This window comes from Paenarthrobacter sp. C1, from assembly GCF_049315185.1.
GTDB lineage: Bacteria > Actinomycetota > Actinomycetes > Actinomycetales > Micrococcaceae > Arthrobacter > Arthrobacter nicotinovorans.
Genome location: NZ_CP186052.1, coordinates 2,214,763 through 2,227,865 on the forward strand (window position 1 = coordinate 2,214,763; position 13,103 = coordinate 2,227,865).

At 62.9% G+C, this 13,103-nt stretch carries 15 protein-coding genes; 7 read left to right on the forward strand and 8 right to left on the reverse strand.

Annotated elements, in window-relative coordinates; all coding sequences use genetic code 11:
• Positions 1 to 8 precede the first annotated feature (8 nt).
• Together ACNAOU_RS10380 and ligD are read right to left on the reverse strand one after the other, a co-directional pair.
• Complete coding sequence (locus tag ACNAOU_RS10380; RefSeq protein ID WP_422758604.1) at positions 9 to 1,211, reverse strand: cation:proton antiporter; 1,203 nt, start codon at positions 1,209 to 1,211, stop codon at positions 9 to 11.
• Positions 1,212 to 1,288: 77 nt separating this feature from the next.
• Positions 1,289 to 2,527 carry a non-homologous end-joining DNA ligase gene (gene ligD, locus ACNAOU_RS10385; RefSeq protein WP_055976147.1) on the reverse strand — a complete coding sequence of 413 codons (1,239 nt, stop codon included), beginning with the start codon at positions 2,525 to 2,527 and terminating at the stop codon, positions 1,289 to 1,291.
• A gap of 166 nt (positions 2,528 to 2,693) precedes the next feature.
• Here ligD and ACNAOU_RS10390 point away from each other — a divergent pair, with 166 nt between their 5' ends.
• From ACNAOU_RS10390 to ACNAOU_RS10400, 3 genes are all read left to right on the forward strand, one after another.
• Positions 2,694 to 2,828: a hypothetical protein gene (locus tag ACNAOU_RS10390; RefSeq protein ID WP_269453333.1), complete on the forward strand. Its 135-nt coding sequence runs from the start codon at positions 2,694 to 2,696 to the stop codon at positions 2,826 to 2,828.
• A gap of 115 nt (positions 2,829 to 2,943) precedes the next feature.
• Positions 2,944 to 3,306, forward strand: coding sequence for a DUF3846 domain-containing protein (locus tag ACNAOU_RS10395; protein ID WP_422758605.1), 363 nt, complete (start codon positions 2,944 to 2,946; stop codon positions 3,304 to 3,306).
• 87 nt (positions 3,307 to 3,393) lie between these two features.
• The gene (locus tag ACNAOU_RS10400; protein WP_039241116.1) at positions 3,394 to 5,142 is read left to right on the forward strand and encodes a pyruvate dehydrogenase; all 1,749 of its coding nucleotides are present in this window, start codon (positions 3,394 to 3,396) and stop codon (positions 5,140 to 5,142) included.
• A gap of 2 nt (positions 5,143 to 5,144) precedes the next feature.
• On the opposite strand, the gene ACNAOU_RS10405 is transcribed toward ACNAOU_RS10400, so the two are convergent.
• From ACNAOU_RS10405 to arfB, 3 genes are all read right to left on the reverse strand, one after another.
• A complete protein-coding gene (locus tag ACNAOU_RS10405) occupies positions 5,145 to 7,784 on the reverse strand; it encodes an ABC transporter (RefSeq protein ID WP_422758606.1) in 2,640 nt (879 codons plus the stop codon).
• A gap of 80 nt (positions 7,785 to 7,864) precedes the next feature.
• On the reverse strand, positions 7,865 to 8,272 hold the full coding sequence (locus tag ACNAOU_RS10410; protein WP_422758607.1) for a RidA family protein: 408 nt from the start codon (positions 8,270 to 8,272) through the stop codon (positions 7,865 to 7,867).
• Between the two features lie 47 nt (positions 8,273 to 8,319).
• Positions 8,320 to 8,739, reverse strand: a complete 420-nt coding sequence (gene arfB / locus ACNAOU_RS10415; RefSeq protein ID WP_039241121.1) for an alternative ribosome rescue aminoacyl-tRNA hydrolase ArfB — start codon at positions 8,737 to 8,739, stop codon at positions 8,320 to 8,322.
• 85 nt (positions 8,740 to 8,824) lie between these two features.
• Here arfB and ACNAOU_RS10420 point away from each other — a divergent pair, with 85 nt between their 5' ends.
• Together ACNAOU_RS10420 and ACNAOU_RS10425 are read left to right on the forward strand one after the other, a co-directional pair.
• Positions 8,825 to 9,220 carry a hypothetical protein gene (locus ACNAOU_RS10420; RefSeq protein ID WP_039241123.1) on the forward strand — a complete coding sequence of 132 codons (396 nt, stop codon included), beginning with the start codon at positions 8,825 to 8,827 and terminating at the stop codon, positions 9,218 to 9,220.
• A gap of 96 nt (positions 9,221 to 9,316) precedes the next feature.
• On the forward strand, positions 9,317 to 9,940 hold the full coding sequence (locus ACNAOU_RS10425; RefSeq protein ID WP_422758608.1) for a dihydrofolate reductase family protein: 624 nt from the start codon (positions 9,317 to 9,319) through the stop codon (positions 9,938 to 9,940).
• Here the strand turns inward: ACNAOU_RS10425 and ACNAOU_RS10430 are convergent.
• On the reverse strand, positions 9,937 to 10,389 hold the full coding sequence (locus ACNAOU_RS10430; protein WP_179128346.1) for a hypothetical protein: 453 nt from the start codon (positions 10,387 to 10,389) through the stop codon (positions 9,937 to 9,939). The genes ACNAOU_RS10425 and ACNAOU_RS10430 overlap by 4 nt on opposite strands.
• Before the next feature lie 226 nt (positions 10,390 to 10,615).
• Between ACNAOU_RS10430 and ACNAOU_RS10435 the strand changes: the two genes are divergently transcribed.
• Positions 10,616 to 11,098: a pyridoxamine 5'-phosphate oxidase family protein gene (locus tag ACNAOU_RS10435; RefSeq protein WP_422758609.1), complete on the forward strand. Its 483-nt coding sequence runs from the start codon at positions 10,616 to 10,618 to the stop codon at positions 11,096 to 11,098.
• A 6-nt stretch (positions 11,099 to 11,104) separates the two neighbouring features.
• A complete protein-coding gene (locus ACNAOU_RS10440; protein WP_081623390.1) occupies positions 11,105 to 11,458 on the forward strand; it encodes a TraR/DksA family transcriptional regulator in 354 nt (117 codons plus the stop codon).
• Here the strand turns inward: ACNAOU_RS10440 and ACNAOU_RS10445 are convergent.
• Both ACNAOU_RS10445 and ACNAOU_RS10450 read right to left on the reverse strand, forming a co-directional pair.
• Positions 11,444 to 11,719 carry a hypothetical protein gene (locus ACNAOU_RS10445; protein WP_018779643.1) on the reverse strand — a complete coding sequence of 92 codons (276 nt, stop codon included), beginning with the start codon at positions 11,717 to 11,719 and terminating at the stop codon, positions 11,444 to 11,446. The two genes, ACNAOU_RS10440 and ACNAOU_RS10445, sit on opposite strands and share 15 nt — an antisense overlap.
• Entirely contained in the window at positions 11,716 to 13,029 is a 1,314-nt protein-coding gene (locus ACNAOU_RS10450; protein WP_422758610.1) for an MFS transporter, read from the reverse strand. Before ACNAOU_RS10450 ends, ACNAOU_RS10445 begins: the two co-directional genes overlap by 4 nt.
• Positions 13,030 to 13,103 lie beyond the last annotated feature (74 nt).

Below are 13,103 nucleotides of genomic sequence, written 5' to 3' on the forward strand. Positions count from 1 at the left end.
CCCGACGGTCAGGGTTTCTCTTTCTCCGGGGCCGGCCGTGGCAATGAGGTGCCCTGGAGCTGGCGAAGAGCCAGCAACGGAAACAGCAGGACGGAAAGCATTCCTGCGCCGACCAACGCTGATGCGATGCCACTCGAAATCAGATCGTGGTCCCTGCCAATGGCCGTGACAGCCACGATGACCGGCAAACCCGTGGCACCAAAAAGAACGATCGCGCGCTTCGCGGCCGCCGTGGCGCCCACCGGCGCTGCCAGCACGCACGGCAATCCACGGACCAGGAGGAGCAAGCCGAGGAACAACGGAACCATCGCCAAGGCCAGGGGACTCGACGTCAAGGAAGCCAGCTCGAAGTCAATGCCCGTGTCGATAAAGAAGACCGGGACCAGGAACCCGAAGGCGATCGCGTCGACTTTCCTCTCGATGACGGTCCGCTCCGCCTCCGGCGCCCGGGCGATGGCAACTTTCCACAGCACCCCCGCCGCGAAAGCCCCCAGCAACATGTCAAGACCCAGCAGCGTACTTAGGACCACCAGCAAGCTGAGGATAAGCATGATGGACCGTACGGCGAACTGTCCGCTGGTGTGGAGCGTCCGGGTGATGTGCGAATGGAACAGTACGTGCCGTGAGCGCGAGGCCAGGAATATCGCTGCTGCCGTCAGGAGAACGAATCCAAGAAGCACTGCGGATGCTGCTCCCAGCTGCCTGCCGCTGAAGAAGAGCGAGATGGCGACCAGAGGGCCAAACTCGCCCACGGCCCCCAAAGCGGTGACGGCGATGCCAGTCGGCGTCTTCGCCTGGCTGGCGTCCCGCAGGATGGGCAGCAGGGTGCCCAACGCGGTGGAACAGAGCGCGACGCCGATAATCACCGCCGGCTCGGCGGCGGACGTCAGAGCAAAGCCGGCAGCCACGCCGGCCGCCAGGGAGATGACCCAGCCGGCGGAAGCCCGGCCAAGGGGACGGCCGCGTATCGCCCTGAAGTCGATTTCGTTGCCGGCGACGAAGAACAGCATGGCCAGCCCGAAGTCGGCCAAGGTATCCGTGAACTGGGTGGACTGGACCCAACCCAGCAGGCTGGGCCCGAGGAGCATGCCTAGGACGATCTCGAAAACCACGATTGGCACTTTCACCGCGCGCTCCACGAAGCGTGCGGCGAGGGGTGCCGCGACGGCCATGGCCGCGATGAGGACCAGGGACACGGACAAGCTTTGCATCACGGGTGCCTTCGATTTCCGGACCGCTTCAGGTGATGTTGGCGCACAGCTCTACTCCCACCGGGGGACGTGGCGTGTCAGGGTTTTCCGGGCCATTCCCGGCCGGCCCAGGGGTCGTAATCGGCAATAAGCTCCTGCTGTGGGGGACGGTCCGGTTCCGGAACGTGCTGCAGGTTGACCCGGACCCGGTACCACAGCGAGCTCGATCCGCGCATGCCGTCGATCAGAACGTCTGCCGGATGCAGTTTGGGAACGACGCCTTCGTGAAGTTCCTTCCATTGCTCGAGGGCTTTAAGCGCTTCAGGCTTGGTCTTGGTCCGCGCTACCTCGATCAGAGGCATTGAGGATGTCCGTCGGCCGGAACCATCACCGGCACGCGGTGCCTTCTCAGCCGGGCCGAGTTCTGCGGCCAAGGCAAGCAGACCGTCCAGCGAGCCGGCCGCGTCATCGATTCCCGAATGCGGATCACCTATCGCGGCGAATCGTTCCGGAACAGTTAGTACCGTGAACTGTTCCGGGCGCGCGGAGCGGACTTCATCCCAGGTGAGCGGCATGGAGACCCGGGCGTCGGGCCGCGACCGGATGGAGTAGGCGGATGCCACCGTTCGGTCCTTGGCATTTTGGTTGAAGTCCACGAAGACGCTCTCACCCCGTTCTTCCTTCCACCACCTTGCGGTGGCGAGCCCTGGCGCCCGGTTCTCCACCTCGCGTGCGAGGGTCTCGGCGGCCAACCGAACGTCCCTGAAGGTCCATCGGGGCGCAATCCGGACCAGGATGTGAAGTCCGCGTGAACCGCTTGTCTTGGGCCAGCCAACCAGCCCGACATCGCCGAGCACCTCACGCGCAACATACGCGGTGTCCACTATCTGCGACCAGTCCACCCCAGGCATGGGATCGAGATCGACACGGAGTTCGTCGGGGTGTTCCAGGTCTTCTGCCCTGACCGGGTGCGGGTTGAGGTCCAGGCACCCCAGGTTGACCACCCACGCCAGGCCCGCGGCATCACGTATGACGGTCTCCTCCGCAGACGTCCCGGATGAATAGTGCAGCGTTGCAGTGTCGATGAAGCCGGGGTGGTTCTCCGGGACCCGTTTTTGGAAGAAAGGCTCCTCGTCAATGCCTTTTGGGAAGCGCTTCAGCACCATCGGCCTGCCGGCAGCCCCTCGGAGTGCACCTTCGGCAACGTCCAGGTAATAGCGGACAAGATCGAGCTTGCTCAACCCTGGCTCGCGAAAGACCACTTTGTCCGGGTTGGAGATACGGACTTCGGCGCCGCCAATGTCGAGTATCTCCGCCGGTGTCTTGGAGGGGCTCATGCGGTCACGCTAGCAATGAACATCGGATCCAACCAGAGCACGGGGAAGGAAAAATCGAAACCTTGGCTGTCTGCTGCGTAGGGATAATCCGCGGACTGGCTTTAAAAATATAAGTAGGTATGGTGTTGTCATAAGCAAAGAACAAGGAGATGGAAAGGAGATGGAAATGTCCGGTAAATCACCCAATGGTGCAAAAATGAAAAAGCAGGGCAAGACCATTCTGGAAAAGCGTGCGGAAAAGCGGGCAAAGGCTGAATCAAGCGACACCGTCTTTTCCAAGCCCAGGAAAAACCAACGATAAGCCGTGCCGAGGCCGCCCACAATGGCGTGGGGCCTCGGCCGTTAGCAGGTGGCACCAACCCTCGGCGGGCTTCATAGAGAACAGTTACTGTCGCTTGGAATTGAGAGTTGCAGCAATGGAAAACCAGATTTTGCCAAAGATAGTTGCCTTGATTGTGCCTGCCCGCCTGGGTGAGCGGGTTCGCCTGGAGGATATCGGACAAACAGTGGAAGCGTGCCAGTCAATCGTCGAAGGAAATGTTGAAGCAATAGACGGGCAGGGCTGGCATGTCCTTCTGAACGACCAGGCAATTCATATTCCTTTGCCCCTGAATCCGCGCGCAGAGGTCCTGATGCGTGAAGCGGGCACGTCCTTGGAAGGCACCGTCAGCGGCAATGCCGTGTTCCTGGGACACGGAACCGGGGGATTGGAGGAGGACGTCCCCGACTACCTCGTGGGCCTGGCGGAGCGCCTGTTCGAGGTCCGGCTGGCGGCGTAGGCCGGACCTGCTCCCAGGCGTTGATGAGGCTGGCCGACTATATTGGCCATGTCAGCCCACCACCACAATTGAGGGAGCTTGCACAGCATGGCCAAAGAACTTGCCACCCAACTCATTGAACAACTCCAAGCTGCGGGCGTGCAGCGGATTTATGGAATCGTGGGCGACAGCCTCAATCCAATTGTTGACGCTGTCCGTCAGACAGGCGGCTCGAAAAACGGGGGCATTGACTGGATCCACGTCCGCCACGAGGAGGCGGCTGCATTTGCTGCTGCGGCTGAAGCGCAACTAACGGGAAAGCTGGCCGTCTGCGCAGGATCTTGTGGTCCAGGCAACCTTCACCTGATCAACGGCCTGTACGACGCCAACCGCACCGGCGCTCCGGTCCTGGCCATTGCGTCACATATTCCGAGCAGGCAGATTGGCAGCGGCTTCTTCCAGGAGACCCACCCGGACCGGCTCTTCAACGAGTGCTCCGTGTACTCCGAGCTCATCAGCACCCCCGAGCAAGCTCCACGTGTCATGCATAGCGCCATCCAGAATGCGGTTGGCTTGGGGGGAGTGGCCGTCGTGACGCTTCCCGGCGACATTGCAGATCTTGAGGCGGCAGCACCGACGCCCCTTCCGGCGACGTTCCGTCCCGCCAGTCTGGTGCCTGACCAGGCAAGTGTCCGAGAGCTGGCGGATGCCATTAACGACGCCGGAAAGGTGGCCATTTTCGCCGGAGCAGGCGTTGCGGGCGCCCACGACGAATTGATCTCACTGGCTGAGCTGATCAACGCGCCCATTGGGCACTCGTTGCGGGGCAAGGACTTTGTCCAGTACGACAACCCGTTCGATATCGGCATGACGGGCTTGCTGGGTTACGGAGCTGCGGCGGAAGGCATCGAGGACGCGGATCTCTTGATCCTTCTCGGGACGGACTTCCCGTACGACCAGTTCCTTCCGGACACCCGGACAGCCCAAGTGGACCGGGCGGCGCAGCGCCTGGGGCGACGCACCGACGTCGACATTGCCGTTCACGGTGACGTGCTGCCTACCCTGAACGCCCTCCTGCCACTGGTCCGGCCCAAGAAGAACCGCCGCTTCCTCGACCAGATGCTCAAGAAGCACGATCGCCTGATGAACAAGGCGGTGGGGGCCTACACCCGCAAAGTAGAAAAGAAACAACCCATCCACCCGGAATATGCCGCTTCGCTCCTGGACCAGGTAGCGGCCGAAGATGCGGTTTTCACCGCCGATACCGGCATGTGCAACGTCTGGACGGCGCGCTACATCAATCCCCTGGGGACCCGTCGCCTCATCGGCTCCTACCTCCATGGGTCCATGGCCAACGCGCTTCCGCATGCCATCGGCGCCCAGGTGGCCTATCCGGAGCGACAGGTGGTGTCTGTCTCCGGTGACGGAGGCCTTTCAATGCTGCTCGGCGAGCTCGTGACCGTGGCCGCACACCAGTTGCCTGTGAAGGTGGTTGTGTTCAATAACTCCACCTTGGGCATGGTGAAGCTGGAGATGCTGGTGGATGGGCTGCCGGACTTCGGCGTGGATGTTCCCGACGCCAATTATGCCGCGGTAGCCAAGGCCCTGGGCTTCCACGCCGTGCGGGTCACGGACCCCGCCGACATTGAAGGTGCCTACCGCGCCGCGTTCGCCCATCCCGGGCCAGCCTTGGTGGAACTCATCACCGACCCCAATGCGCTGTCCATTCCGCCGAAGATTTCCGGATCCCAGGTCATTGGATTCGCCACGGCCATGTCCAAGGTGGTCCTGAACCGGGGCGCCGGAGAAGCCGTGAGCATGGCACGCAGCAATCTCCGGAACATTCCCCGGCGTTAGGCCTACTGGCCCAGGGCGGCGGCGAGGTAGGGCGCCGTTCGTCCCGAAGTGGAACGCGCGACGACGGCCGGCGGCCCTGCGATCATGATCTCCCCGCCGGCGTCGCCGCCCCCGGGGCCCAGGTCGATGACCCAATCCGCCCCGGCCACCACGTCCATCTCGTGTTCGACCACCACTACCGTGTTGCCGGCATCGACCAGCCTGTGCAGCTGCGCCATCAAGAGTTGGACGTCGGCGGGATGCAGGCCGGTGGTGGGCTCATCCAACAGGTACAGGGTGTGGCCGCGTTGGACGCGTTGGAGCTCGGTGGCCAGTTTGATGCGTTGGGCTTCACCGCCGGAGAGTTCCGTTGCGGGCTGACCCAACCGCAGGTATCCCAAGCCAACTTCCTTGAGGGTCTGCAGGCTGCGGGACACGGACGGCAGATCGGACAAGAAGGCAGCTGCGGCATTGACGGTCATGCCCAGGACGTCGGCGATGTTCTTCCCACGGTAGGTGACCTCGAGTGTTTCGGGGTTGAACCGCGAACCGTGGCATTCCGGGCACGGGCCGTAACTGCCGGGGAGGAACAAGAGCTCCACCGCCACGAACCCTTCGCCTTGGCAGGTTTCGCAGCGGCCACCAGCTACGTTGAAAGAGAACCGGCCGGCTCCGAAGCCGCGGGCGCGTGCGTCGTCGGTGGCCGCGAATTCCTTCCGGACCCCGTCGAACAGCCCGGTATAGGTGGCCAGGTTGGAACGCGGGGTCCGGCCGATGGGTTTTTGGTCGACCTGGACCAGCCGGTCGAGCTGGTGAAGGCCTGACACCAATGCAGGCGCGTCCGCGGCCCGTGCGTCCGCGGCCCCGGCGTCCACGGCCAGGTTTTCGATGCCACCAGCACCGGCGTCGCCGGGTGACTCCGGATGGAGCCCGGCGCCCACCACGTCTGCGAGTACCCGGCTGACCAGGGTGGACTTCCCGGATCCCGAGACGCCCGTTACCGCCGTCATCACGCCCAGCGGGAAATCCACGTCCAGGTTCCGCAGATTGTGCCGGTGGACGTTCTTGAGCTGCAGCCAGTTGGTGGTTTCCCTGGCTGCCCGGGCTTCCTTTGCTTCCCGGGGCGTGTGTCCGGTCCCGGTGGCGACATGGCCGTCGTCGGCCGCTTCTTTGGCTCGGTCGCCGCTGGCGCCGTCAGGGAAAAGGAACGGGCGGGTGACGGAATCCGCCACAGCCTCCAGCCCCGCCACAGGGCCACTGTAAAGTATCTGGCCACCTCCTTCGCCGGCGTGCGGCCCCACGTCCACCAACCAGTCAGCGGCGCGAACGAAGTCCATGTTGTGTTCGACCACAAACACCGAATTACCGGAGCTTTTGAGCGTGTCCAGCACGGCGAGGAGCGGTTCGGCATCGGCCGGGTGGAGGCCTGCGGAGGGCTCGTCCAGGACGTAGATCACGCCGAAAAGGCCGGAGCGGAGCTGTGTGGCGATCCGGAGGCGTTGCATTTCGCCGGGGGAGAGAGTGGGCGTCGGACGGCCCAAGGCGAGGTACCCCAGGCCCAGGTCCAGCAGCACGGTGATGCGGTTGAGGAGATCACGGGTTATGGCGATTGCTACCTCGTTGGTCTCGCCGGAGGTCTGGGTACGGGATGCTGTGCTGGCCGAGGTGGCCTCCGTGATGGGACGGATCAGACGGGCCAGTTCGGTCATCGGCAACGCGTTGAGTTCGGCGATGGTCTTGCCTGCGAAAGTTACCGCCAACGCCTCCGGCCTGAGTCCGCTGCCTCCGCACATGGGACACCGTCCGGTCTCCATGAAACGAAGTACGCGGTCTCGCATGGTGCTGCTCTTGGAATCCGCGAGGGTGTGCAGGACGTAGCTTTTCGCGCTCCAGAAACGGCCCTTGTACGGCTTGGCCACACGATCCCTTTGCGGCGTCACTTCCACCACCGGTTGTTCGTCGGTGAAGAGGATCCAGTCGCGGTCCTTTTTGGGGAGCTTCTTCCACGGCGTATCGACGTCGTATCCCAAGTGGCTGAGGATGTCGCGGAGATTCTTGCCCTGCCAGGCTCCCGGCCACGCTGCGATGGCACCGTCCCTGATGCTCAGGGACGTATCGGGGACGAGGGATTCCTCGCTTACGGTGTGGGCCACGCCCAGGCCGTGGCATTCGGGGCAGGCGCCGGCGGCCGTGTTCGGCGAGAAAGCGTCGGAGTCGAGCTGGCTTGCCCCTTCCGGGTACCTGCCTGCACGTGAGAAGAGCATCCGCAGCGAGTTGGACAGTGTTGTCAGCGTGCCGACGCTTGACCGGGCGGTTGCCGTTCCCCTGCGTTGTTGCAGCGCGACGGCGGGCGGCAGCCCCGTGATTGACTCAACCTTGGGGTTGTGGCCCTGTTGGATCAGGCGTCGGGCGTAGGGGGCGACGGATTCGAAATAGCGTCGCTGGGCCTCGGCGAAGATTGTGCCGAAAGCCAAGGAGGACTTTCCGGATCCCGACACTCCAGTGAAGGCCACGATAGCGTCGCGGGGAACATCGACGTCCACGTTGCGGAGGTTGTTCTCCTTGGCTCCGCGCACCTGGACGAAACCACCGTCAAGGTCGCCGGAGTTCAGGGGCGGTTGGGCGGCTTCGGTCCCGCTGGCGATTGTCAGTTTACTGTCCATTGGTACGACTCTATCGGCCTGACGGACTGTGTGGCCCATGCGGCCTGGGGCGCAGCCGGGGGCATAGCCGGCCGCCGGTCTTAGTCGTCGCGCTCGATGGCGGCCACAGCGCTGATCTCAACCAAGGCGCCGGGTACACCCAGGCCGGCGACAAAGGCCGCGGTCACCAAGGGTGGTTCGTCTGAGGCAAGCCTGGACGCAATTGCCCCGTATCCTGCCGCGAGGTCGGCTCCTTCAACGAACAGGACATTCCACTGGATGACATCACCAAGGCTGGCACCTGCCGCTTGCAGGGCAGTTTCAGCATTGTCGAGGGCGTGCGCGGACTGGATGGCCGCGTCCCCTTCGCCAATGAGCCTTCCACTGGCGTCAACGGCGTTCTGGCCACCGATGTGGATGGTGGTCGCGCCCGGCGGAACCACGGCAACGTGGCTGAAGGCCGGGCTTGAGACAAGCCCCTCGGGACGGATGCGCTGTATGGGTGCCATGACTGTATGGTCCCACCAGGATCCGTTCACCAACAGGGGAGTTCGCACTAATCTGCGGCAGGCCGCCGTCGTTGTTGCTTGGTTGCGGATCGGTGCTCTTTGGCCACCCGGTGACGGCGTGCCGAACCGCGGGTGGGCTTGGACGCACGCCGGACCGTCGCGGGAACCAATCCAGCCCTGATGAGCCCGGCCAGCTTGGCGAGCGCGAGCTCACGGTTCCGCAACTGTGATCTGTCCTCGGAAGCGGTCACAGTAACAGCGCCGGCCACGAGACGCTTTGCCAGGCTTTTGAGCAGTAACTGCCGCTGCTCGTCGGTCAAAGTAGCAGAAGCAGCAACATCCCACGTCAGCTCGGCCCGGGTGTCAGTGGTGTTGACGTGCTGGCCGCCCGGCCCTGAAGAACGCGAGAACCGCCAGCTCAGCTCCCATGAAGGAATCGTCAGGGATGGGGAGATTTCCAGGTCCATTGAACAAGCCTTGCACGTCTGCCCGGGCCCGGACTTCCACCCCGCCGAATACCCGATGTTCACTTGCCCCCTCTAGGATCGAGTCATGACCGGGCCCGTGGATTTTCTGGGCCCCATCCTGGAGATGATGACGTGGGTGGGGTTCGTCCCCGGCGTGCCCTTGCTGGTCTGGGCATGGATCATCGCCCGACGCCGGTGCACATGGGTCACTGCCGACGGCGAGCGGTTCGCTGCTGGAGGCTACCTGGGGCTGCAGTGGATGGACCAGGACCAGGAGGAGCGGAAGGTCCTGCTGGACGTTGCGGCCACGGAGGGCGGGGTTGATTCCGGTCCCGTGGTGGTTCACTACGATGCCTGCCATCCTTCACGGTGCTCGCTGGAGCCGCCGCGGTTCGACCATACAGTGTTGATTCTGGGGTGGATCCTCACGGGCATTGGAATTGTCAGCACGCTCGGAGGACTCGTGCTGGTGGCGCTTTAGCGTTCCCCCTTGAACAGCTGTCCGGCGCGGGGCTAGCATTTGCGCGCGGGCTTTCGTTCGCGTGCTTTCGTTGACCGCCGTACCGGGAGGACTGCCATGAGCGATCACACTGCAACCCTGCTGGTGGATCTGATTATCTCCCTGGACGGCTATGCCTCGGCCGAGGGGTGGCCGGGATGGTGGGGCCTTGAGGGTCCGGAATACCTTGCCTGGCTCGATGAAGAGGCCAAGAAGGACGTCACCACTCTCATGGGAGCGAATACCTACCGGCTCATGTCGGGCATGTCCGGGCAGGCCGGCGAGGCGGACTCCGGATTTTCCAAGGAAGAAGGCGACAGCCTGGCGGGCCTGGCGGCCGTGCCCAAGGTCATTTTCTCCTCCACCTTGAAAGAGCCCTTGGCCTGGCCGAATTCCGAACTCGTCTCCGGGGACGCCGTGGAAGCGGTAAGGGAAATGAAGCAGACACGTACCGGCACCTTAAGCACCCTGGGCAGTTTGAGTCTGTGCAGATCCTTGCTGTCAGCCGGGTTGGTGGACAGATACCGTCTGGTGGTCTTCCCGGTGATCACTGGCAAGACCGGCCGCGAGCGGATCTACGACGGCTACCCGGATGTTGCTTTGGACATGGTGGAGAGCCGGACGTTTGATGGCCGGCTTCAAATGTTGGAGTACGTTCCCCGCGTTATCGATACTCCACTCGGCAGAGGTGGTGGAGGCTAACCGACCTGCCGGGCATCCAGTTCGCTGAACAAAGGCCTTAAGGACTCGGCGTAGTGGTCCATGGTCTCCGGGAATGTCATCAGGCGCAGGCCTGAGAGAGCCCCGGCGACCGGACTGGCCGGCGCTTCGAAAGCGCTGTGGCGTCCTGTCGGCGCCTTTGTGCAGAGAACGGGTTCGGCAGTCACTCCGCGTGAAGTCAGAATCGCGATGCCCCATGGGTCGTTGGGCTCGGCAACAGAGATGCCGGCGTTGTCGAAGGTGTCTCGGAGGACATATCGCGTGACCGTCCGCCATGATTGCAGAAACGGGGATTGGAGCTGCTCTATGAGGTCTTCATCGTTGGCGCTGTAGGCGTCCGTGAGGGCTGTCGACAAGGCGTCCCATTCCTCGGCGTCCCGGACCATCAGGTGCGCGGCACGGAGGTGGGCAATGGTTTCATTCAACATCATGGCAGTCCCCAAACTTCCTCGTACGATGTTCGCCCGATGCCGGGCAGGCTTGCGATCGGCACGCCTCTTATCAACAGAACGGATGGGGCGCCGTCATGATTCCCAAGAAGTCCCCTTCCTTGTTCTCCGTGCCGGCTTTTACACGGCCGCCTAGTAAATAAGGAAACTTACTAATAGGCTGTCCGAGTGGGGAAAGTCCCCGGAGGAAAAGGAAGTGAAGCGGAATATGACTGAAGAGCAGGGCATCAGCAAAGTCACCGGCATCATCAACGATTCCAGGATCGGGATGTTGACCACCATCAATGAAGAAGGCGCATTGGTCAGCCGGCCGCTGGCTGTCCAGGACGTCAAGGGCGACGGCGACATGTGGTTCTTCACAGGACTGGGCACCTCCCAGGTTGCCCACATACGCCGGGATTCCCGCGTCAACGTTTCCTTCGGCAAGAATACGGAGTGGGTCTCCGTCGCCGGAACTGCCGAGGTTGTCACGGACCGCGCAAAAATCCATGAGCTCTGGAACCAGGTTGTGGAGGCGTGGTTCCCTGACGGCCCTGACACTCCCGAGGTTTGCCTCCTGCACGTGGATTCAGATTCCGCTGAATACTGGACCAGCCCCGGTGGTACCGCAGCCACGGTACTCCAGTGGGTCAAGTCCAAAGTAACCAACTCACGCTTCAGCGTGGGCGAAAGTGACACCGTGGAACTGTGAGCCGACATGGTTGACGCGGAACGGTTCCGGCTTGTCCTTGAGCAAGAACGAGAACGCAGGCTATTGCTGCTCTCAGATCTCCGGAGCGACATCACGTCGGTCAATGCCGCCCGCCAGGACTCCAATGTGGACGACGAACATGATCCGGAGGGCAGCACCATAGCCTTCGAGCTGTCGCAGGCGTCCGCCCTCCTTGACCAAAGCAAGGAGGGCCTCCAGCACATCGATGCGGCCCTGGCGAGGATCGCCGCCGGCACCTATGGCCGCTGTGAAGTCTGTGGGGTGGACATCCCGGAAGGCCGGCTTGAAGCCAGGCCATGGACGCCGTTCTGCGTTGACCATGCCTCAGGGCGAAGGTAGAGGTTGGCCCATTCCCGGCGAGACCTGGACAAATTCGATTCCCTGTTGCTGCTTTTTGACGGGCCCGCGCTTGAAGCCTTTGGCGTCGAGGTGGTTTCCAGCCCTGTAGGCCGCCAACGCCTCATCAAAGATCCCGTTGAGTCGGCTTGCGGCGAAGATTTCCCGAGTTCCGTCGGTGAACTCGATGGCCACAGTAACGCTTGATGGGAAGTGCCGCTTCATGCGGATGAAGCCTTGGGCGTCCTGGTGCAGTGAGATCACGTAGTGTCCGCGCTTTCATTGTTCGGGTTGGAATCGGGAGTGCTGGACCGGTCTGCCGCTGCGCCCTGCTTGCGGCTCGCCAACAGGAACGGCACGGAAAGCAGTTCGATGACTCCGGCCATGGCCAGCGACGCCGGATATCCGTACAGGTCTGCGCCACGGCCCAACAATGGCTGAATGACGACGCCACCGCTCGAGCCCATCAGAGAATCGAAGCTGAGGACAGTTGCCCGCTGTTTGGAAGGGATCATGTCGTTCACGTACGCCTGCCGGACCGGGGTGACGGCAGATCCCACCACGCCCCATAGCGCCAACAGTACCAAGGCGATCCAAAAATTGTGGGTGATCCCTAAGACCAGCAGGATCACGCAGCCACCCGTCCCGCCCAGGATCAGTACAGAAGTGCGTTTGTGGAAAAGGCTCCGGGCGTGAGGTGCCAACCAACCGCCAAGGATTTGCGAGCCGGCCACGATCGCGGCGGCAAGACCGGCGATTGAATAGGCCTGCGGGTCGCCGAAGAGGTCAAGAAGATAGGGCTGCAACGCATAAAAGACATAGATGCCGACGCCGGCACTGAAGGGCGCGGCCAGCATCACGAATCGTACGGGCGGGTTTTTCAGCCCGTTCTCGATCGACGCCGTCAGTACGGCACGGGTAGCCCGTAGCGGGTGCGTCGAACGCTCCGGTGAGAAGCCGACGTCGTGCATGAGTCCGAAGGCGACGGCGAACATGGCAAGCAGCACCGCGACGCGGAGCAGGAACGGCACCCCAAGGTTGGTGGCCTGGGCGATCACGCCGCCGGCCACGGAACCCAGAAGCATCGCCACGCCCTGGACCATCTGGCCCCGGCCAAGTACGGATTCAAGTCCGCCTTCATAGCCGGAGAAACGAAGGGCATCAACAAGCCATGCCTCAACGGCCCCGGAGAAGAACGTGAATCCCAGGCCCAGGAGGACGGAGACCACAGCCCACATCCAGAAAGCACCCGAGATCTGCCACAGAAGGTAGTACAAGTAGGTGGATGCCGCCAGCGTGACGGTCCCCAGAAGGAACGACGTGCGCCGTCCCCAGCCATCGGCCACTACGCCAGTGGGTATTTCGAAGAGGACCATGCCGGCTGTGAAGAAAGCATTGGCGGCGAAGGCCTCAAGGTTACTCAGCCCGGCGTCCAGCAGGAACAGGGTATTGATGCCCCAGATGAAAGACGCCGCAACCGTATTGCCGAGCGTCAATGTGAGGTAGACGCGTTGGATTTTGCGGGCGTCCTGGTTCAGGGTGTCGCCGGTCCCGCGGGCGCGTGGAGGGGCCACGTGCCTATTCTCGCCCCGTTTGCTTCGCTCCGCCAGATCCGTCTGCAGTCAGCTTTCGGCCGCTGACAGAAGCG